The sequence below is a fragment of the Pseudoalteromonas haloplanktis ATCC 14393 genome (assembly GCF_000238355.1).
Classification (GTDB): domain Bacteria; phylum Pseudomonadota; class Gammaproteobacteria; order Enterobacterales; family Alteromonadaceae; genus Pseudoalteromonas; species Pseudoalteromonas haloplanktis.
On sequence record NZ_AHCA01000027.1, the window covers coordinates 1 to 22,624 of the forward strand.

Annotated in this window: 18 protein-coding genes; 15 read left to right on the forward strand and 3 right to left on the reverse strand. The window is 42.1% G+C overall.

The genetic code is table 11. The features are described 5' to 3' along the window. Positions 1-6,807, forward strand: a 6,807-nt coding sequence (locus tag PHAL_RS23385) for an Ig-like domain-containing protein (RefSeq protein WP_016710620.1), incomplete at its 5' end; no start/stop codon positions are given. A 367-nt stretch (positions 6,808-7,174) separates the two neighbouring features. Here PHAL_RS23385 and flgN read toward each other — a convergent pair. The 3 genes from flgN to flgA form a co-directional block, all read right to left on the reverse strand. Further along, the gene (flgN, locus tag PHAL_RS0122140; RefSeq protein WP_016710621.1) at positions 7,175-7,606 is read right to left on the reverse strand and encodes a flagellar protein FlgN; all 432 of its coding nucleotides are present in this window, start codon (positions 7,604-7,606) and stop codon (positions 7,175-7,177) included. Next, on the reverse strand, positions 7,599-7,913 hold the full coding sequence (flgM, locus tag PHAL_RS0122145; protein WP_016710622.1) for a flagellar biosynthesis anti-sigma factor FlgM: 315 nt from the start codon (positions 7,911-7,913) through the stop codon (positions 7,599-7,601). The genes flgN and flgM overlap by 8 nt, the downstream gene beginning before the upstream one ends. A gap of 78 nt (positions 7,914-7,991) precedes the next feature. Beyond that, complete coding sequence (flgA, locus tag PHAL_RS0122150) at positions 7,992-8,699, reverse strand: flagellar basal body P-ring formation chaperone FlgA (RefSeq protein WP_016710623.1); 708 nt, start codon at positions 8,697-8,699, stop codon at positions 7,992-7,994. Positions 8,700-8,840: 141 nt separating this feature from the next. Here flgA and PHAL_RS0122155 point away from each other — a divergent pair, with 141 nt between their 5' ends. From PHAL_RS0122155 to PHAL_RS0122220, 14 genes are all read left to right on the forward strand, one after another. Further along, on the forward strand, positions 8,841-9,773 hold the full coding sequence (locus tag PHAL_RS0122155) for a chemotaxis protein CheV (protein ID WP_016710624.1): 933 nt from the start codon (positions 8,841-8,843) through the stop codon (positions 9,771-9,773). A 20-nt stretch (positions 9,774-9,793) separates the two neighbouring features. After that, on the forward strand, positions 9,794-10,624 hold the full coding sequence (locus tag PHAL_RS0122160; RefSeq protein WP_016710625.1) for a CheR family methyltransferase: 831 nt from the start codon (positions 9,794-9,796) through the stop codon (positions 10,622-10,624). A gap of 195 nt (positions 10,625-10,819) precedes the next feature. Then, a complete protein-coding gene (flgB, locus tag PHAL_RS0122165; RefSeq protein WP_016710626.1) occupies positions 10,820-11,230 on the forward strand; it encodes a flagellar basal body rod protein FlgB in 411 nt (136 codons plus the stop codon). A 2-nt stretch (positions 11,231-11,232) separates the two neighbouring features. Then, a complete protein-coding gene (gene flgC / locus PHAL_RS0122170; RefSeq protein WP_016710627.1) occupies positions 11,233-11,667 on the forward strand; it encodes a flagellar basal body rod protein FlgC in 435 nt (144 codons plus the stop codon). 13 nt (positions 11,668-11,680) lie between these two features. Further along, positions 11,681-12,361, forward strand: a complete 681-nt coding sequence (locus PHAL_RS0122175; protein ID WP_016710628.1) for a flagellar hook assembly protein FlgD — start codon at positions 11,681-11,683, stop codon at positions 12,359-12,361. 56 nt (positions 12,362-12,417) lie between these two features. Beyond that, on the forward strand, positions 12,418-13,785 hold the full coding sequence (flgE, locus tag PHAL_RS0122180) for a flagellar hook protein FlgE (protein ID WP_016710629.1): 1,368 nt from the start codon (positions 12,418-12,420) through the stop codon (positions 13,783-13,785). Positions 13,786-13,960: 175 nt separating this feature from the next. Further along, on the forward strand, positions 13,961-14,725 hold the full coding sequence (locus PHAL_RS0122185; RefSeq protein WP_016710630.1) for a flagellar basal body rod protein FlgF: 765 nt from the start codon (positions 13,961-13,963) through the stop codon (positions 14,723-14,725). 21 nt (positions 14,726-14,746) lie between these two features. Continuing rightward, positions 14,747-15,535, forward strand: a complete 789-nt coding sequence (gene flgG, locus PHAL_RS0122190; protein ID WP_016710631.1) for a flagellar basal-body rod protein FlgG — start codon at positions 14,747-14,749, stop codon at positions 15,533-15,535. Positions 15,536-15,554: 19 nt separating this feature from the next. Further along, positions 15,555-16,238 (forward strand): flagellar basal body L-ring protein FlgH, encoded by a 684-nt coding sequence (gene flgH / locus PHAL_RS0122195; RefSeq protein ID WP_016710632.1) that lies wholly within the window; start codon positions 15,555-15,557, stop codon positions 16,236-16,238. 12 nt (positions 16,239-16,250) lie between these two features. Next, a complete protein-coding gene (locus PHAL_RS0122200; protein WP_016710633.1) occupies positions 16,251-17,345 on the forward strand; it encodes a flagellar basal body P-ring protein FlgI in 1,095 nt (364 codons plus the stop codon). A gap of 169 nt (positions 17,346-17,514) precedes the next feature. Next, on the forward strand, positions 17,515-18,483 hold the full coding sequence (gene flgJ, locus PHAL_RS0122205; RefSeq protein ID WP_016710634.1) for a flagellar assembly peptidoglycan hydrolase FlgJ: 969 nt from the start codon (positions 17,515-17,517) through the stop codon (positions 18,481-18,483). Between the two features lies 1 nt (position 18,484). Beyond that, entirely contained in the window at positions 18,485-20,545 is a 2,061-nt protein-coding gene (locus tag PHAL_RS0122210) for a FlgK family flagellar hook-associated protein (RefSeq protein WP_016710635.1), read from the forward strand. A gap of 2 nt (positions 20,546-20,547) precedes the next feature. Then, on the forward strand, positions 20,548-21,801 hold the full coding sequence (gene flgL, locus PHAL_RS0122215) for a flagellar hook-associated protein FlgL (RefSeq protein WP_016710636.1): 1,254 nt from the start codon (positions 20,548-20,550) through the stop codon (positions 21,799-21,801). Positions 21,802-22,070: 269 nt separating this feature from the next. Continuing rightward, positions 22,071-22,624: flagellin N-terminal helical domain-containing protein (locus PHAL_RS0122220; protein ID WP_016710637.1), on the forward strand; the 554-nt coding region annotated here is incomplete at its 3' end.

Sequence of the window (22,624 nt, forward strand, 5' to 3'; positions counted from 1 at the left end):
GATAACTTCACACTCAACACCTTAGCCCCGAGTGTTACCATCAATGTCATTGGCGAAACCAACGACACCACACCGACCATAAATGGCACCAGCAGTGCACCTGATGGCAGTGTTGTCACCGTGGTGATAAATGACGGCATTAATCCCGCCGAGACCCTGCAAACCACAGTCTCAGGGAATACGTGGAGTGTTACCGCGAATACAGCGCTCGCCGAAGGCGACTTTAGCGTTACCGCCACCGTGGCAGATATCGCGGGTAATGAAGGCACGGCCACAGCGACAGGGATCATCGATACCACGATGCCGGATATAACGATCACTCCACCGGCAGACAGTAACGATACCACCCCGACCATCAGCGGCACAGCCAGTGCGCCACAAGGCAGCACCGTCACGCTGGTGTTTAATGATGCAGAAGGAAATTCACACACAGTCACCACACAAATGTCACCAAACGGCACCTGGTCAGTTCCAGCCATGGACGCATTAGCAGAAGGGACGTACACGGTGACAGCGAGTGTTTCAGATCAAGCAGGGAACCCAGCCAGCGCAAGTGTAACAGGAGTCATCGATTTAACTGCGCCAGTTATCAGCGTGAATGCGCTGGCAGACAGCAGTGATGTGACCCCGCTCATTAGTGGCCAAAGCAGTGGCGTGCCAGCGGGCACGCAAGTGAGCGTGACACTCATTGGCGCCAATGGGGCAGTCCAAAGCGCGACAGCGACAACGGATGCAGCAGGCAATTGGTCCGTGGAGGCCAGTAACGCGATAGCCGAAGGTGAGTACACAGTCAATGTGAGTATCACCGACGCCGCAGGCAACACCGGCAGCGATAGCGCAACGGGCATGATAGACACGCAAGCGCCAACCGTCAGCATCGATGCACCGGCATTAACCAACGACAATACCCCAGTAGTGACCGGTACATCGGATTTAGCGAACAGTGATATCGCGATTACCTTCACCGATAGTAATGGCAGCCATACAGTGACAGTGCAAACCGATGGCAGTGGCAATTGGAGCGCCGAAGCTGCGCAACCATTACTTGATGGCGCTTACACAGTCACCGCCAGTCTCAGTGATGCAGCAGGTAACACCGGCAGTGCTACAGATAACGGCGTGGTGGATACCGTTGCCCCTGATCTGAGAATTATACCTTCATTCTTGCTTGGTAATTTGGTGTCGCTATCTGGAGATTCAGATTTACCTGCTGGTAGTACTATTACCATCACGGAGAACTTGGTTGGTGGGCTGATAGGTGCAACTTATACAGCAACCACAGATGAAAATGGTAATTGGCAACTGCTTAACTTAACGGTGCCATTACTAAATCTTGCGTATGTTACAGCCAGCGCAACCGATGCCGCAGGGAATACGAGTACGGTCAGTACACTCGACTTTGATAACACAGCACCTACTTTAACTGTCAGTGTTAATGCATTGAGTAATGACACAACCCCTGTCATATCAGGTGACACTGATATGGGCGAAGGCACAGTGATCAATTTGACTGTGGTTGATAGTGATAATGTCAGTCAAGTATTTACCGCAGTAGTACAAGCTGATCAAACTTGGTCTGTATCAGTGCCGCAAGCACTTGCACAGGGAACCTACACCGTTAGCGCCTCAGTGCGTGATGGCGTTGGTAATTTAACAACAGAGCAAACCACCGGCGTAGTTGATAGTGTCGCACCGAGTTTACTGATAGACAATCTACAACCAACAGCTAATGCAACACCAACTATCACCGGTAGTAGTAATGAAATTGGTGGTGAAGTATCTGTAGTGGTTAACGGGCAAACTCTACAAGCAACGGTTGCAAATGATGGAACGTGGCAGGTCACAGTTCCCACGGCATTGGGTGATGGTGATTACCCTGTCGAAGTGACCATTACTGATGCTGCTGGTAATCAACAAACGGCATCTGCCACATTATCGATTGATAGCATCGCACCGGTATTGACTCTGACAGATCCAGGTGTAACGAATGATGCAACACCGACAATTTCAGGTACTTCAACAGAGCCTCAAGGCACTGAAGTGGTCATCGTCCTGGTTGACGCTAATGGTGATAGTCAGCAATTTACAGCGCAAGTGCAAGCCGATGGCAGTTACTCAGCAAGTCCAGCCGCTGATATTGCTGATGGTGATTACACTGTCACGGCAACCATTACTGATGCTGCTAACAATAGTGGCACAGCGCAAGGTAACGGCACTGTTGATACATTAGATCCAACTTTAACCTTAGATGGACTAGGTACATTTAATGACAATACGCCGATCATTTCTGGCAGTAGTGATGAAATTGGCGCAACGGTGACAGTCAATGTCAGTGATGACTCAAACAGTTATCAACTAAGTGCCGTTGTACAAGCGGATGGCAGTTGGTCAGTACAAATTATTGACGCCTTAGATGATGGTGCAATTACTATTACGGCTAACGTGAGTGATGCTGCTGGTAATCAAGCCTCGGCTACTGGTAACGCAATATTAGATACCAATGCGCCAACTATTTCGATTGCTAACTTACAACCGATGATGGATACCACACCGACTATTTCTGGCAGCACAGATGCCAGAGATGGTACTGATGTAACGATTGAGATTATAGCGGCAGGGGTTGTGATACAAACATTGACTACTCAAGCTGCGGCTGGGCAATGGACTATTGAGGTCAATGATGCACTTGTTGAAGGTAGTTACACAGTGAGTGCTAGTGTTAGTGAGGATGGTTTAACTGGCTCATCTAGTACAAGTTTGGCAATAGACTTAACCGCACCAACATTAGCCATTAACACACCAAGTATTACCAATGATACAACGCCATTAATTAGTGGTACATCAGATGCAGCGCAAGGCACAGTCGTTTCGTTGTTGGTCACCGACAGTGCTGGTACAGAGCAATCAGCTCAGGCTACAGTCAAAGCCAATGGGTCATGGTCTGTAGCGCTTGGCAGTGAGCTTGTAGAAGGAAGTTACAGCATTGCAGCTACAATCACAGATATCGCTGGTAATAGCAATTTAGCTCAAACAACAGGTGTAATAGATTTAACTGCACCGACAGTGTTGCTTGATCCATTAACTACTACAGCAGATAAAACTCCTGTTGTTACAGGGGCTGCCTTAGATGCCGTGGCAGGAAACACAGTTGCAGTTACTTTTGTTGATGCACAAGGCACTAGTCATACAATCAATACAACACTTGCTGCGGACTTAACATGGCAGGTTGAAGCTGCTCAGACGCTTGCCGAAGGGGCTTTCACCGTGACGGTAGTGGTCACCGATACTGCGGGTAATGCTGGAAAACAAACGGCTAACGCTGTTATTGACAGTATTAACCCAGAGATCACAATCAACCAAAGTAGTTTAGTTTTAACACAAGATACAACACCACTTATTAGTGGCACATCCGATGAAGCAAATGCCAGTGTTGAGGTTACTTTTACAGATGCAGATGGTATCAAGCATGTTGTAACTGTCACTACCGATGATCAAGGTGATTGGCAAGCCGCTGCAAATACCGCATTAGCAGAGGGGATTTACTCTGTTAAAGCAACCATTACCGATATGGCTGGTAATCAAGGTGAAGATAGTAAAACTGGAGGTGAAGTTGATATAACACCACCAGAATTAACAATAGTTCCTTCTTTCTTACTGGGTAATTTGATTTCCTTATCAGGCACATCTGATTTGCCTGAAGGCAGTATTGTTACTATTACCAATCATTTAGTGGGAGACGTAATTGGCCTACCTTATACCGCAACAGTTGACGCAAATGGTGATTGGAGAGTATTAAATTTATCTGTATCACTACTGACACTTGCTCATGTTGAAGCATCTGCAACTGATGCTGCGGGAAATACAACCACCATTAGTACTTTAGATTTTGATAATACAGCGCCAGAACTTACGTTATCTATCCCCACATTAACAATGGATAGCACACCAACTATTAGCGGTACCACTGATTTAGGTGAAGGCGCACAAGTAACACTATTGGTCACAGGGCAAGGAGTGGCGACACAAACCTTTACTGCGACCGTGCAAGCAAATGGTAGTTGGTCAGTTAATGTACCGCAAAGCTTAGGTGATGGACAGTACACCGTTAAAGCGAGTGTTCGCGATGGAGTTGGTAACCTAACAGAGCAAACGGCCAATGGTGTTATTGATACCACCGCACCAAGCTTAGTGCTTAATGCAACAGCGATCACCAGTGATGATACACCACTAATTAGTGGCACGAGCAACTTAACCGGTGGCGAGGTCACTGTAACCATAGACGGGCAAACTTTAACAGCAACGGTTGCAGCAACTGGTTTGTGGCAAGTGTCAGCTGGGACACTAATCGATGGTACTTATACTGTCACTGCAACGATAGCAGATCAAGCGGGTAACACAGTTACTCGTACTGGCAGTATCACTATAGATACAGTCGCTCCAAATATTACGGTGACCAGCCAAGGGCTTACGAATGATGCCACCCCAATAATCACAGGAACAAGTGATGAAGCGCAGGGTAGTACAGTTTCAGTCATAATTGTTGATGGTAATGGCGATACTCATGCTTTAACAGCGTTGGTTGACATTAATGGTGATTGGCAAGTGCAGGCAAATACGCTGCCTGAAGGTGGTTACACTGTAACGGCATCAATTATTGATGCTGCAGGGCTCACGTCAAGCGCGACAACAACTGGTGAGATAGACACGATAACACCAGTTGTGACTGTAAATGCAATAGGCACAATAAACCTCGCAACACCTACAATTACTGGTAGCAGTGATGAGCCAGTAGGTACTGTGATCAATGTTACAGTAACGGATAGTTCTCAAGTTTATAGTTATACAACTGAAGTGCTTGCAGATGGTAGCTGGGTTGTTGATGTTCCTGATAGTTTAGCGGATGGTGTTATTAGTGTTGTTGCCTCAGTTACTGATCTAGCTGGCAATATTGGTGTATCTCTAAGCGCGACAGGGGTGCTTAATACCAGTGCTCCTAGCATTGGCATCACTCCATTAGCAGCTACAAACGATACTACACCTACAATTAGCGGCACGAGTGACGCACCAGATACAAGTATCATTAATTTGCTGATCAGTAATGTAAGTGGTGAGGTGCAAAGCTTTACCACAACTTTAAACGCAGGTGTGTGGAGTATTGATGTCCCTCAAGTGTTGTTAGAAGGAACTTACACCGTAACAGCCAGTGTTACTGAGACCGGACTCACGTCATCAAGTTCAGCTTCACTTGTTATTGACTTAACAGCACCAATACTTGAAATTACTTCTGCATTATCTTCGGCTGATTCAACACCGTTAATTTCAGGAACTACTGTTGATGCATCTCTAGGCTCTGTTGTTGAGGTAACAATAGTCGATAGTAGCGGTGCTACACAGGTTTTATCAACACAAGTCCTTGCTAATGGTAGCTGGAGTGTTGCTGCAACCTCAGCGCTTGCTGAAGGTGATGCTCAGGTTACAGCTGTGATAACGGATACAGCGGGTAACAGTAGTAATGATACGATTACACTCAATATGGATTATACAGGGCCGGTTATTGTAGTAACTGCGCCGGTAATTACCAATGATTGGACACCATTAATTAGTGGCACAATTAGTAATGCACCATTAGCTACTTTATTGACAATATTAATTACTGATAGTGCGGGCAGCTCGCAAACCCTGACAACAACGGCAAATGCCGATGGTAGTTGGAGTGCTGAAGCAACAAAAGTATTGAGTGATGGTAATTATACTGTTGCAGTAAGTGCCGCCGATGCACTGGGTAATACAACAACATCAACAGCTACAGGCATTATAGATACGGTTCAACCTGTTATTGCAATTACTGGAGGATTAATTCTAACCGCCGATACAACACCTTTGATAACGGGTACATCAAATGAGTTTAATGCCGATATCACGGTAATATTTGATAACGGCTCCAGCCAGGTGGAAGTGACCACAACAACCGATGGTTCGGGTAATTGGAGTATCTCATCGAATGTGAGCTTAAGTGATGCTAATTATACCGTTATAGCGCAAGTAAGTGATGAAGCTGGGAATATAGGTACGGCTTCGGCTGCTGGCCTAATCGTTGATACTACGCCTGTCGCTTTTGAAGTAACTAACTATTACTGGGGAATATTAGGTATTGGCCTTACTGCAGAAGGAACCGTTGAAGAAGGCAGTAGTGTTTATGTAGTAGGGGCAAATTTACTTGGTTTGGGTTTACTTGATATTGATGTGTTAGAAGGTGGTTTTGAGGTCCAGCCCAATGCTTTAGGTCAGTGGTCAGCGTTACTTTCTGTGCTTGATTTGGGATCCTGGTTAGATTATCGGTTTGTAACAGTGGATGACGCTGGCAATTACTTAGTGAGGGACATATTGAACAATGTTATAGAGCAAGGAAATGAGCCCGAGCTAGCGGTGACTAATACAGCGCCAGAAAGTGAGAATACATTTGGTATTGAACTTATCGCGGAACAACAAACTGAGTCAGAAGTCGCGCAAGCAAATCTAATGGCGGAGCCTGTTGTAATGGCTGAAAGCATCGATTTAAGCCATATATTAGAAAGTGATGCCGCTAGCAGTAACCTTGTTGAGCCAGTTGAGTTAACAATCAATGATGTATTGAGCGATGTTGAACAGACTGATTTGTTAGCCTTAGATTCTGTGAGCGAAGAAAACAGTATTGCTTTCAATGGTGATACATCAACATCAGCAGAGCCGGCGCTTGATGTACAAAATCAATCAGAGGAAATGATTAAGAAACTAATAGAAAGCGGCAATAACCAAATCGATAGCTAATGATCGCATGGTGAGCAAAATAAAGCGCGGGTTGTCTCGCGCTTTATTGTATTTATTTTGTGGTTTTTAATACCAATCGTGTTAAGTCGATTGGTATAATACCAATCGACTTAAATATTTAACCATTCTAGCGGGCTAAATAAAGCGCTAACTGCGTTATAAATTTTTCATGTAGAACAACTACATGTCAAAATTTATGCCTTGTTATCACTCCATTTATCTGTCGCTATAAATGGTCAGTAACTTAACACGATTGGTATAAGCACAACTCATTAGTATAGCAGTGGTTATTGGGTATACATCTAGATATGGAAAAGTATCAGAATTAGGAAAGTAAGAGAGCAAAGTATATTTTTAAGCGCCAGCGCTAAGCTTTTAAGTTATGAACTATTTTGCTGCTACCATGTACAACACTACCGCCTTGATCATAGGTTGTTGAAGTTGGCACACCAATTAAAATATCTTTTAACTGTTTTACCGTTAATTGTGCCTGATGTGCTGCATGCGCATTGACATCATTCTTCTTTTTACATGATTCTAATAGTTTGCGCACATCACCAATTAGGTCTGATACTTCTTCAGACTCACTTTCATTATTAGCAAGTAATGCTTTGAGCTCTTTATCTAACGTTTGAACTTTACTTAAAAAGGTCAGTTTTTGCTTAGCAATATCTTTTAAGCCTTCACCACGACGAGAGGCTATCGCGGTTAACTCATCATCCAAGATATCAGCAAGTGATGTTAAGCAATTTAATTGCATAACAAGTTTAGAGCAAATTAAACGATTGTGATCAGCCATACACATCAAACTCAAACGCAGCGATATTTTTGGCTAACTTTTCAGCATCAATCTGATATTTACCTTCACTAATAGCCTTTTTAAGTTCAGCAACTTTATTACTATCAAAACCAGAAGACTGTTGCGCCTTATCTTGTAATGATTTTAATTGCTGAGCTTGCGGCGTCAAACTTACTGAATCAGCAGCTGCTTTAGGCGCATTTGCTTGTGCAGTATTTGCATTATTGTTTTGTAAATCAACTTTCTGCTGTTTGGCATTGGTCAACACATTAGCCTGTTGCTGACCTTTATTTACTTGGCTTACCATGATTTTAACCTATACGTTACCCAACTTATGCCTAGTTATCGGCACACACATCAGAAACTTTAGCATAAAAGTAAAAGTTTAGATAATTACTTGCACTGACTCAACACCGTCAACACGGGCATTTAAAACTTTTCCTGATTTTGCATTTTTTACTTTAACTTGCTCACCTAAAGTACCATCTTCTAGGGCTAAACCGGAAGTTTTTATTTTTAACCCACGAATTACAGCAAAAATAGTCACATTATCTCCTTTGCACACCATACAAATTTGATTTAAAGCAACGGGATAACCGCTGCGAATATTACGTTTACTACGACTACCAATTAATAGTTCTTCGTCTTGTAAGTACTGGGCGCGAACAAAATGTTTTGGCTTCATGATCAAGCTTAAATGGTGAGCTTCAATGACTTCACCGCGACTTAGGTTTTCACTCGCGACGACAACGGGTGAAAGCTCAATTATGCGTACGTGCACATACTGACTCCAACCATTTAAATCATTGCACTTAATTTGTACGGTGATCTGCCGACTAAAAGGAGGCTCGGTTGGAATAGTATAAGAAGGTGCACTTTCGCAACTGCGATCAGGAATGCGACTGTCTAAACTTAATGCATTAAGTTGTTTATCATCGGCGGTAGCGGGATCAAGTTGATCGTATATATAAGATACAGCGAGTTCTTGCAGTTGCTCTTTACTGTAAGTTTGCGCAGTCAGTGGTGTAACTAGGCATAGGCTAGCAAGAAAATAAAAAACACTGTATCTTCGGCTTTTTTTTAACAAACTCATAATGTTTCGACTATGCTTATGGTTGAAAACAGGGTATAAATATTTAGCGTCAATAAATAGACGCTCCCGTGTAGTTATGTAGCTTTACAGAAAGAAAGCAATTATTGTTCCGTTATTATTAGCTTTCTTTAGGAGATTGAAATGGCAGGCATTTTAGACTCAGTTAATCAACGTACTCAGTTGGTTGGGCAAAACCGCCTTGAATTATTATTATTCAAGCTCAGAGGGCGGCAGCGCTTTGGTATTAATGTGTTTAAAGTGAGAGAAGTACTGCAATGCCCTCCTTTAACAAACATGCCAAAATCAAACCCCTATATAAGAGGCGTCGCGCATATTCGTGGACAGACTATTTCTGTCATCGATTTATCGATGGCCGTAGGTGGCCCAGCGATCGAAAATATTAAAGATAGTTTTATCATCATTGCTGAATATAACCGTTCTGTACAAGGCTTTTTAGTCGGTGGTGTTGAGCGAATCGTTAATATGAATTGGGAAAAAATAATGCCGCCACCATCAGGGGCTGGTCGATATTCATATTTAACAGCAGTAACTGAAATTGAAAATGAACTGGTCGAAATTCTCGATGTTGAAAAAATCCTCAATGAAATTTGTCCAGTAAATACTGAAGTCAGTGCAGAGATAGCTAATGATGGTGAAATTCAAAAAGATTTAGGTGAGCGTATTGTATTTATTGCCGATGATTCAGCGGTTGCGCGTAATCAAGTCAAACGCGCGCTTGAACCACTAGGCGTACAAACAGAGCTTGCCAAAAATGGCAAAGAAGCGTTAATAAGATTACGAGAGATTGCCGAGCTAGACTGTAAAAACAATATCACCGAACGAGTAGGGTTGTTGATCTCCGATGTTGAAATGCCTGAAATGGACGGTTATACCTTAACAGCAGAAATTAAAGCAGATCCTAAATTAGCTCCACTGCATGTGATTTTACATACATCGCTCAGTGGTGTATTTAATCAGGCAATGATTGAGAAAGTAGGCGCTGATGACTTTATTGCTAAGTTCAACCCGGATGAATTAGCTACAGCAGTGAAAAAATGGGTTCATTGTGACTAATCTGAAAAGGCGGTGTAACTTTGGAAAATAAGCATTTAGAGCAAAGTGAGTACGATCAGTTTCGTTCTTTTTTAGAACAACAATGTGGCATTGTGTTAGGTGATAATAAGCTTTATTTAGTGAAAAGCAGACTTGCACCATTAATGGTGCGTTTTAATGTCGCATCTTTATCACAATTAGTGAGTAAAACGTTGAGTCCACATGAGCGGCAGTTACGTGCCGCCGTTGTTGATGCTATGACGACTAATGAAACATTATGGTTTCGGGACCAATATCCGTTTGAGCTTTTACAAAGCAAATTATTCCCTGAACATAAAGAATTACGTCGGCCGCTAAAAATTTGGTCCGCGGCAAGTTCGTCGGGCCAAGAGCCATACTCTATTGCTATGTCTGTTGCAGAGTTTCAGGCTAAACAGCCTGGTGTGTTAAAAATGGGTGCGCAAATTATCGGCACTGATATTTCTAACACTATGCTGGATATGTGTAAACATGCGGAGTATGACTCACTTGCTCTGGCCCGAGGGTTGTCGGTAGAACGCAGGAAAAAGTTTTTTAAAGACAGTGGTAATGGCATGGCGCAAGTGAATGAGTCGATTAAGAAGTTGGTTAGTTTTCGGCATCTTAATTTATTAGATTCATATGCACTGATGGGCAAGTTCGATATTATTTTCTGCCGTAATGTGCTCATTTACTTTTCGCCAGAAGTGAAAGCGAAAATTATTGCTCAATTTTCCCAAGCACTGAACCCTAAAGGGTATTTGTTTTTAGGTGCCTCTGAATCTATGTCGGGTTTAAGCGATGAGTTTGATATGGTGCGGTGTAATCCTGGCATTATTTACCAAAAGAAATAATGCCTTCGCATGACATAAATTAAATGCTAAATTTCCAACCGTTTTACTAGTAAAACTGAGTTAATAATCTTATAAACGATGTGTTACCACATCGTTTTTCTTTTTAAATCAAATCATTAAACACTTCGTGAAATTCTAATTCAGTTGGCTCATCTTTTGCATTAATCATCCTAAGTCAATTTTTTGGAGATGGTTATGGCTATCAGTTTTGATAAAGCATTTGGGGTTCATCCTCATGCAATGTTGATCCGTTCGCAACGTGCAGAGTTATTAGCAACCAATATCGCTAATGCTGATACGCCGGGCTATAAAGCGAAAGACATCGATTTTGCCTCAGCGTTAAAAGCGGCAAAAAGCCACCAACAAGGCGGCAATAGCATGGTCACTACGGATGCAAATCACATTGCCGGTGGCAGTCGTTATGTTGGTAATAGTGAAATGTTTCGCTCGCCAAATCAAACAGATACAGGTGATGGCAACTCGGTTGATATACAAGTGGAACGAAACTTGTATACAAAGAACTCATTAGAGTATCAGGCAAGCCTGCAATTTATGAGTAGTAAAATTAAAGGCCTTAAAAAAGCCCTCGGTAGTCAAGGAGCATAAGCATGAGTTTATATAACGTTTTTGATATTTCAGGTACTGGTATGAGTGCACAAAATGTGCGCTTGAATACAACCGCAAGTAATATTTCGAATGCGAATACCATTAGCTCAAGCCAAGACAAAACATACCGAGCGCGTCACCCTGTGTTTGCTGCTGAACTGATGAAAGCATCAGAATCAACAGGTAATAATAATCAGGGGTCGTCTGTTGGCGTTAAAGTACTAGGTATTGTAGAGAGTGATAAACCGCTGCAAATTGAATATAACCCAAATCACCCAAGTGCGGATGAAAATGGTTATATCTATAAACCTAACGTTAATGTCGTTGAAGAAATGGCTAATATGATTTCCGCCTCTCGCTCTTATCAAACCAATGTGCAAGTTGCTGATGCAGCGAAGCAAATGTTAAGTAAAACACTGTTGCTTGGGCAGCGGTAATTGAGGAAAGATTATGAGTAACGATATCAGCACCGCATCGTCAACTTATTTAGATTCACTTAAGTGGCAAGATAATCAAGTCTCAAGTGAAGAGAAAAGTGATGCACTAACACAAGAAGATTTCTTCTCGTTGTTAACGCAGCAGTTGTCGTTTCAGGATCCCAGCAAACCTGCAGACAACGATCAGATGATTGCACAAATGACCAACTTTACTATGGCGGAAGGTATTTCTAACCTCAATAGTAACTTTCAATCATTAGCAGCATCGATGACCTCCAATTCAGCATTACAAGCATCTACGTTAGTCGGTAAGCAAGCGTTACTTGAATCAGATAGCTTAGACCTTAACGAGTCAGGCACAGCTAAAGGCACAGTGGTTGCTCAAGAACCTGTTGAGAACCTGTTTTTACGAATTGAAGATTCGTCAGGGCAATTGGTACGCAGTATTGATTTAGGTGCACAATCTGCCGGTGCGATCCGTTTTGAATGGGATGGCATGAATGATAACGAGGAACGTTTACCACCTGGTGAATATAAAATTAAGGCTGAAGGGCAGCTAAATGGCGAATATACCAGCTTGCCTATTGCGACTTTTAAGAATATCGAAAGTGTCAATATTAACGGTGCCAATGGCATTATTATTAACACCAAAGAAGGTGCGGTTAGGCTAACTGACGTTGCAGAAATCGCGTAAAAAATTTAATTATTCGTTAGCCTTAGGCTAAACATTGACAGAGTTAGAGGTGAATTATGAGCTTCAATATTGCGTTAACAGGCATAGCTGCCGCACAAAAAGATTTAGATGTTACAGCTAATAACATCGCCAACGTAAATACCACAGGTTTTAAAGAGTCGAGAGCGGAGTTTGCGGATGTCTATGCGTCATCGGTGTTTAGCTCAGGTAAAACTAAAAATGGTGATGGTGTACAAACAACTATGGTTGCGCAGCAGTTCCATCAAGGGTCACTAAAATTTACGCAAAATTCACTTGATTTAGCGATCACGGGTGAAGGTTACTTTGCAATGAGCCAGGATTTAGGTGCACAAGATTTTACTTATACACGTGCTGGTGCATTTAAGTTAAATAAAGATAACTTTATTGTTGATGCTAAAGGTAACTACCTACAGGGCTTTCCCGTTGATGAAGCGACAGGTGATACAACATCGGTTAGTTTAAGTACTTCTTCAGCATTACAAATCCCTGACTCATCAGGCTCGCCACGTGCTACCACGAATGTTTACTCGTCGTTCAATCTAGATTCACGAGCAAGCAGTCCTTCAGTAACAACGTTTGATCCTGAAGTGAGCGCGTCATATAACAGCTCGACTTCAACAACGGTTTACGACTCATTGGGCGAACCGCATGTATTACAGTTTTTCTTTGTAAAAACTGATTCGGCAGTGACAGGTAATGATAATGAATGGCAAACCTATGCAACCTTAGATGAAAAGCCATTTAGCCCAGCTGGTGTTGAAGAAACAGCCGCTCCTTACACTCCTATTTCAACGTTTCAATTTGATTCAAGTGGTCTACCACAAGCAACTGATGGGACTGCGAATACTGGAACTACATTTAATCCATTAGCTATCCCAGGTGGTGCGGGTGCCGCAACTGGCCTTTCAGATTTATTATCAAACGGCGCAAGTTTCCCTGAAGATATAAATATTAACTGGCGCGATGAAGCGGGCACTGCAAATAAGGTACCTACTCAATATGCAAGTCGCTTTGAAGTTAAAGCCTTAGATCAGGATGGCGCAACAGTAGGACGTTTAGCAGGTATTGATATTGGTACAGATGGTAAAATTGTTGCATCTTACAGCAATGGTGATACGTCATTCTTAGGTCAAGTAGCGATGGTACGCTTTTCAAACTCGCAAGGTTTACAACAAGCGGGTGATACAGGTTGGAAAAAAAGTTTAACCTCAGGTGAGCCTATTGCCGGAGAGCCAGGTTCAGGTACATTAGGCTCAATTAACTCGTCTGCACTTGAGCAATCAAATGTAAACTTAACGAACGAGTTAGTTGATTTGATCAGTGCACAACGTAACTTCCAAGCCAACTCTCGAGCATTGGAAGTAAACTCAACACTCCAACAGAATATCTTGCAGATCCGATAATCTCGGCGCTACTTTTTATAATCCGACACCTAGGCTGCTACTCATTAGCAGCCTTTTTTATTTCAATACGTTGGTTAGCCGTTGTGTATGCAATGACACTGAACGCTATGTCAATTTATTGTGGCACTTATCTTGCATTTATCTCGTTATAGATTTTTCAACGTGAGTCGATGATATGGACAAGATGGTCTACATTGCAGCGTCTGGGGCTAAGCAAAGTTTGCGGGGCCTTGCGCTTAAAGCAAATAACTTAGCTAATGCCAATACCACAGGCTTTAAAGCTGACTTCGCACAAGCGCGTTCAATGCAAGCGTTTGGTGAAGGCCTGCCTACGCGGGTGTTTTCCATGCAAGAACGTCCCGGCTCTAATATGACCTCTGGCGGTATTATTGAAACTGGTCGCGACTTAGATATTGCTATGAGTGATAAAGGGTGGCTTACCGTACAAGATGCAGCTGGCAATGAAGCCTATACAAAAGTCGGCACACTCAATATCAGTCCTGATGGGGCGTTGATGACAAGTCACGGGCGCCAAGTTATTGGCGAGGGTGGGCCAATCATTTTGCCACTGCCAATTGAAAAAGTTGAATTTAGTGAAGATGGTTCCATTCAAATTCGCCCACAGGGCGCACCTGCTAATTTTTTAGAGGTCGTTGATCGTTTAAAAGTGATCAAGGCAAACAACTCTGAGCTTGAAAAAGGCAATGACGGTCTGTTTAGACCTAAGCCAGAACTACTCGTAAATGATATATGTGGATTTTGCGATATTGCCACTGACGTAAAAGTAATGAGTGGCACCTTAGAGATGTCAAACGTAAATCCGGTACACGAGATGGTGGATATGATAAGCCATCAACGACAATTTGAATTACAAGTTAAGTTAATGAAAACAGCTGAAGAAATTGACGAACGTCATACTCAATTGCTGCGTATTGTTTAACTTTATTGAGAGGACACGACTATGAATCCTGCATTGTGGATAAGTAAAACAGGGCTTGATGCTCAACAAACCGATATTTCGGTGATCTCAAATAATTTAGCCAATGCCAGTACTGTTGGTTATAAGAAAAGCCGTGCGGTGTTTGAGGACTTATTGTATCAAAATATTAATCAGCCTGGTGGTCGCTCATCACAAGACACTGAAATGCCTTCAGGTTTAATGCTCGGTGCCGGTGCTAAAGTGGTTGCAAACCAAAAAAACTTTTCTCAAGGGAATATGTTAACCACTGAGAATTCACTTGATTGGATGATCTCAGGGCCTGGTTTTTTTGAAGTGTTGCAACCTGATGGCAATATTGCTTATTCGCGCAATGGGCAATTTACCACTGATGAAGACGGCCGTATTGTAACCGCGGGGGCGGGGTTTCCTGTGCAACCAGAAATGAATGTGCCTGATGATGCGCAATCAATTACCGTGTCGCAAGATGGTGAAGTATCTGTTCGCATTGCAGGCCAGCCAGATAACGTGGTGATTGGTCAGTTGACGATCAGCGATTTTATCAATCCATCGGGTCTAGAGCCTGTTGGACAAAACTTATATACCGAGACCGCAGTAAGTGGTGCTCCAGTACAAGGGAATCCGGGTCTCGAAGGTTTAGGAACTGTGGTGCAAGGGGCACTTGAAACCTCAAATGTAAATGTAACAGAAGAGTTGGTGAACTTGATTGAAACTCAACGCATCTATGAAATGAACTCAAAAGTGATTTCAGCAGTAGATGAAATGATGAGTTATATCAATCAACAACTTTAATAATTATTGGAGTAAAGTGATGCGTAATTTATCCATAGTTTTAGCGGGTGCATGTGTCTTGAGTGGTTGTATGACCACTCAAAATCTCCATGTGGTTCAAGATGATCCATACTACGCTCCAATGTACCCAGAGCCAGCTGCCGAGCAAGTTGTGCCAACCGGTTCGTTATTTGATAGCTACTTATCAAACGACCTCTATTCTGATAAAAAAGCGTTGCGAACGGGCGACATTATCACTGTTAAGCTCCAAGAGTCGACCCAAGCTAGTAAGGCAGCAAAAACAGAAACAGATAAAGAAAGTGATGCTAATTTAGATCCTGTGATTGGTTTAGGTGGCTTACCTGTCAATATTGGCGGTGACAGCATTCAGTTTGGTATTGGTAGTGATTCATCATTTAAAGGTGATTCTAAGTCCAATCAATCAAATAGCCTGTTTGGTGATATTTCAGTGAATGTAATGCGTGTATTACCCAACGGCAATTTAGTGATCCGTGGTGAGAAGTGGCTCACTTTAAACACCGGTGAAGAATTTATTCGTCTGGAGGGACTCGTTCGTCCGCAAGATGTAACGTCAGATAATACAGTGACCTCTAACAGAATTGCCAATGCACGTATTCAATATTCTGGTAAAGGGCAAATACAAGAGTCGCAAAGTGGCGGATGGTTAACACGCTTCTTTAGCAGTGCTCTGTTCCCTTTTTAAAGGAAGTTGATGATGAAAAGTCTAAAAGTGTTGCTATGTATTGGTTTGTTGGGTTGGCACTTTACTGCCAGCGCTGAGCGTATAAAAGATGTTTCTATGGTTGAAGGCGTTCGCTCAAACCAATTGGTCGGTTATGGCCTTGTTGTCGGTTTGCCTGGCACCGGTGAGCAAAGTCGTTTTACCGAGCAAAGCTTTAAAGCTATGCTAAACAGCTTTGGCATCACATTGGAAGCAAGCTTAAAACCTAAGATAAAAAATGTAGCGGCGGTTGCCGTTCATGCTGAATTACCAGCCTTTAGAAAGCCTGGACAGACGATTGATATCACAGTCTCTTCAATCGGGAGTGCTGGCAGTTTACGCGGTGGTACATTACTGCAAACTTTTTTAAAAGGGGTTGATGGTAATACCTACGCGATAGCGCAAGGTAGCTTAATTGTAGGCGGGTTAGGCGTTGAAGGGGCTGATGGTAGTCGAGTCGTGATGAATACACCGACAGTCGGTCGTATCCCTAACGGGGCAACAGTCGAGCGTGCGATTAACAGCCCTTTTATGCAAGGTGACTATATTACCTTTAACTTAAACCGCCCAGATTTCACTACCGCAAAACGATTAGAGCAAACAATTAATGATTTGGTTGGCCCACAAAGTGCGCAAGCAATCGATGCGGCGTCTATTCGTGTTATTGCTCCACGTGATGCTTCGCAACGAGTCGCTTATTTATCGACTTTGGAAAATCTTGAGTTTAAACCCGCCGATACGTCTGCAAAAATAATTGTTAACTCTCGTACGGGTACTATAGTGATTGGCAAAAATGTCAAATTACAAGCAGCCGCAGTTACTCATGGCGGATTAACAGTCACGATTGCCGAACAGCAAAATGTATCGCAGCCAAACGCGCTAAGTGATGGTGAAACAACAGTGACTAATCAAAGTATTATTGACGTTGACCAAGATGATTCAAGAGCATTTGTTTTCAACCCAGGAGTAAGTCTTGACGATTTAGTTCGGGCAATTAATGAAGTGGGTGCAGCACCAGGTGATTTAATGGCAATCCTTGAAGCATTAAAAGAAGCGGGCGCAATTAGCGGTCAACTTGTTGTTATTTAAAATATATCCCCCTAAGTTTATGATTAAACTTTAGGGGGATGTTATTTGTATAACGAACTTATCTCTATCATCTTGGCAAACTTGCACTCCTTATAAGTAATCTGCAAACTCGCTTTGGCTCAATTATTGCATTGTTAATTTCATTATTAATCACTGTGTCAAATTGCTGATGGATACTAATCATCTCGATAAACAAAACTTCTTTGATTTAGGCAATCTTAATACGTTACGCCAAGACGCCTTAAAAAGTGATGCCTCGCCTGAAGCGTCAAAAGAAGCATTAAAAAAAGCAGCGGCACAATTTGAATCTATTTTTACGCAAATGCTATTAAAAAGCATGCGTAAAGCCAATGAAGCGTTTGAAGATAAAGACAGCCCGTTTAATTCCAGTGGCGTAAAGTTCTTTGAAGAAATGCATGATCAACAACTATCCGTTGATCTGTCATCAAAAGGCTCACTGGGTTTAGCCGATTTAATCGTGCAGCAACTCTCCCCTGACGCTAAAAACTTTACACCTAGTTCAGTGCTACGCACAGTCGATAACTTTAGTAGTGATCGCCGCGCAAACGGGCAAAGTACAGCAAGTAAAACGCAACCGGACAGTGTCGATACCACGTCATCCACACAGCAAAAGCCATTGTTTGAAAATGCTGATGATTTTATTAGTACCGTTTGGGAACATGCTAAAACGGCTGCTGAGAAAATTGGTTTGAATCCAGCGGTGATGGTTGCCCAAGCGGCTCTGGAAACCGGCTGGGGAAAACATGTGATTAATAAAAGTGATGGCAATAGCAGCTTTAACTTATTTAATATTAAATCAGATAAAAGCTGGCAAGGCGATAAAGCCAATAAAGTGACGCTCGAGTTTGAGCAAGGTACCCCTGTCAAAAAACAAGCAAGCTTTCGGGCTTACGATTCAATTAAAGACAGCGTGAATGACTTTGTGCAGTTTTTAACAGACAACCCGCGCTATCAAGAAGCACTACAAAATACTGCAAAACCTGCTGCATTCTTAGATTCATTACAAAAAGCAGGTTATGCCACCGACCCCAACTATGCCGACAAAATTAAGCAAGTTCTTAATCGGACTGAGCTTAAAACACTGGCGACAACACTCGTTCGCCAAGGAGTAAATTAAGATGTCGTTTAATCTTTATGACATAGCAAGCTCAGGAATTTATTCAAGTTCGCAGCTTTTGCAAACTGCAAGTAAAAATATTGCCAATGTAAATACCGAAGGGTATGTACGAGAGCGTACAGAGTTTTCTACCATGATCGATAATCAAGTCGGTCGTGGCGAAACGTATCGCTTATTAAATGAGTTTGCGCAAAAGCAGCTCAATCGTGACACCTCAAGCAAAACTTTTTTTGACCAATTTGTCACTGAAGCAAATCGTGTTGATACATTGTTCTCAGAAGAGTCAAATAGTTTGTCTACCGGTATCAATTCATTTTTTAGTAATATTCAAGAAAGTTTGAATCAGCCATCATCAGTGGCACGTTCACTAGTGATGACGGACGCACAGAATTTAATCGATCAAATGGATAGGCTATCAGGAATCGTTGTTGATCAGCAATCAGTGGTTAATGAGCAATTAGAAATTTTTTCTGATGAAGCAAACAACCTTATTCAAAACATTAGTGATCTTAATAATAAAATTGCTGCAGTAGATGGTACATCGCAAGAGTCTGGTTCAAGTAGTCTATATAACGAAAGAGATAAAGCTATCCGAGATTTATCTGAGCTAATCGATGTTGAAACGCTTGACGGCCCAAATGGTTCAAAACAAGTTTACATGGGCACTGGGCAAGCGTTGGTTATGGAAAATGGCACCTTTAATTTATTTTCGATGACTGGCGATCCAGATCCTAATTTTAAACAATTGAAACTGGATGTGAATGGCGGCAAAGCTGTGCCGCTAGAATTAGATGTTGACAAATTAAAAGGCAAAATAGGTGGCTTATTAGCATTTCGCGATGACATATTAATCCCTGCGCAAAACCAGCTAGGACAAATGGGGTTGGCTTTGGCTGATACATTTAATCAGCAAAACCACTTAGGGATGGATGCTGACGGCAATTTAGGGGGCGACATTTTTAATATTCCTGAAGTCCAGGCATTTGCTTATCAAGCAAACACGGGCAACGGCAGCATGACCGCAACCGTTGAAGCTGGTAAAGGCAATGAATTGCCAGCAAGTGATTTTATTGTAAAGTACAGTGACACGAATGAGGTTGAAATTTACCCTATTGATAATAAAGGGGAGATGATAAAAGATGCCAATGGTAACAATCTTTTTACAACGGCATCAGTCGACCCAGCTACAGGTAAAGTTAATTCACAAAACAACACAGGGTTAGATCTATTCGGGTTAGAATTAACATTGGATGTGTCTTCTACACCTAATATTGATGATCAATTTATGGTCAAACTCAACTCTCAAGCATCAACGAGCTTAGAGCTTGCAACAAATCGCCCAGAAGATATAGCTCTTGCTTCGCCTGTTCGAACTGCAAATGATATCAATAATACAGGTGCAGCCAGTATTTCAGCTGGTACCGTATCTGATGTATCAAACTTTACTGATACCCCATCGTTACAATTATCCACAGGCTCGTTAACCTTAACAAAAAGCGCTGAAAACCCAGATATGTATACCTTAAGTGATGGTACTAATACAACGGATCCTTTTGCAATTGATTCTTCTGGAAAAAATGTTATTCAACAAGCTGAAACAGCAGGTGTGTTAGATGATATAACAACATTTTCAGCTGAGGAGATTGGTTTTGATTTTAACATCGAGGGGACGCCAGCGTTAGGTGATTCATTCACAATCGAGGCTAATGCAGATGGTTTTGACGATAACCGGAATGGCCAGTTGTTATCCGATATCCAAAACTCAAATATAGTTAGACAAAATGTAGTGGGTAACGCTAGTAATAACCACAAAACTTTAAATCAATCATACACAGGTTTAGTATCAGATATCGGCGTAATTACACATCAAGCTCAAACCAGTGGGGCGGCGTTTACTGCGTTGGCAGAGCAGTCTGAAGCTTGGTATGAATCTTTATCTGGGGTTAATCTTGACGAGGAAGCGGCAAATTTATTACGTTTCCAACAATCGTATGCCGCATCGGCGCAAGTTTTGTCTACCGCTCGTTCTATATTTGACACCTTATTAAGTGCTGCGAGGTAATTATGCGTTTATCAAATAATCAAATGTACCAAAGTAATATAAATAAAATACTTGATGGCCAACAAGGTGTTGCCAATGCGCAAGAGCGAGTTACCACAGGCAAAAAATATTTAAGTACCTCAGAAAGCCCTTCTGCGTATTCGCAGGCATCATTGTATACAAATAAAATACAAATGAATGAGCAATATACTAAAAATATTAATCAGCTCAATGGTCGCCTTGAAACCGAAGAAAGCATATTGCAAAGCATTAATACCACTATTCAAGCAGCGCAAGAGCTTACTATTCGAGCCGGTAATGGTGCAATGAGCCAAACTGATTTAGAGACAATTGCAGGTGAACTTAAAGAGTTGCAAAAATCGTTAGTCAATTTAATGAATAGCCAATCAGAAGATGGTAAGTATATATTTTCTGGTTACCAAGACAGCACTCAAAGTTATAGCTTTAATAGTGGCACGGGTAAATACGAATACCAAGGAGACCAAGGACAGCACTCGGTCACCATTGCACAAGGGGTTGAAGTAAAATCAAGTGACAATGGCTTTAGCACGTTTGAAAAAGTAGATGCACGATTAAATGTTGCATCAAACACTGGGACTGTAGGCGGCACCATTACTGGTGGCACTGTATATGTTAAAAACCAAGCCGATTTTGATAAATTCCATCAAGCCAATTACGACCTAAGCCCAACAGCGACTGTAGCAGATAATTCTTTTCAAGTTGAACTTGTCGCCGGTGTTAACCCCGGAGATCCAGATACCTATGTTATAAATGATGGCTATGGTAATCCAATCACACCAGCAGTCACAGGTGAGTATACCGGTGAGCCTATTGAATACGCTGGCATGGAGTTTAAGCTTGAAGGTGATGTACCGGGCACAATGGAGTTTACTCTTGAAAAGCCAGCGAAAGAAAACATACTTAATACGTTACAAGGGCTCATTACTAGTTTGAATTCTAACCTTACAGGTGATGCACTACAAGATGCACTAGCCGATGGCTCAGTACAGTTACAAAATGCCAGTGATCAAGTGGTATTTACACAATCAAGCTTAGGTGCTCGTATGATTGTGGTTGAGCGAGTAGCAGATTCAAACAGCGCACTTGATATAAATAATAAAGCTAATAAAGCCAGCCTTGTTGAGGTTGATATGGCAGAGGCTATCAGTGAACTCACAAAACAAGAAACCGCATTACAAGCATCGCAGGCAACTTTTGGCCGTTTAGCTAACCTTTCATTATTCGACTATTTATAAACTCATTACTATTCGCATCCAAGCTAGAGGTTTTTGTTTTATCCTAGGGTAATAACTTGCCCCACTCACCAGATAAACAAGCGGCAAAAAATTGTCGCTTATTTATTTTCAACTTAAAAATCTTTTTCTAAATAAAATTTATATCATATAAACAGTTGGTTATGTGTTTTTTAAAGTTGGCACAACAAGTGCATTGATAAAACCATCTAGTAGTGGTTCCTGCATAGGCGTTTTGGACCACGTCCTGTTTAAAACTTGGAGATGGTAAAATGGCATTAACAGTCAATACTAATGTGTCGTCACTTAACGCACAACGTAACTTAAATAAATCAAGCCAAGGCTTATCTACCTCAATGGAACGCTTAGCGTCAGGTATGCGTATTAATAGCGCTAAAGATGATGCCGCCGGCCTACAAATTTCAAACCGTTTAACCTCACAGATAAATGGTTTAGCAGTCGCTCAGCGTAATGCCAACGATGGTATTTCAATGGCGCAAACAGCGGAAGGTGCAATGCAAGAGTCAAGCAATATCTTACAGCGTATGCGTGAGCTTGCCTTGCAATCTGCCAATGGTTCAAACTCAGCTGAAGATCGTGATGCACTGCAAAAAGAGGTTGCCCAATTACAAACAGAGCTCACTCGTATTGCAGACACAACTTCCTTTGGTGGCCAGCAACTTTTGGATGGCTCTTACGGTACTAAAAGCTTTCAGGTTGGTTCTAATGCGAATGAAACGATTGAAATGACTTTAGGAAGTATGAAAGCAAGTGATTTAGGTGTTGTTAGTGGGCAGAGCGCAACAGTAGCAGGCTTTACCCCTGC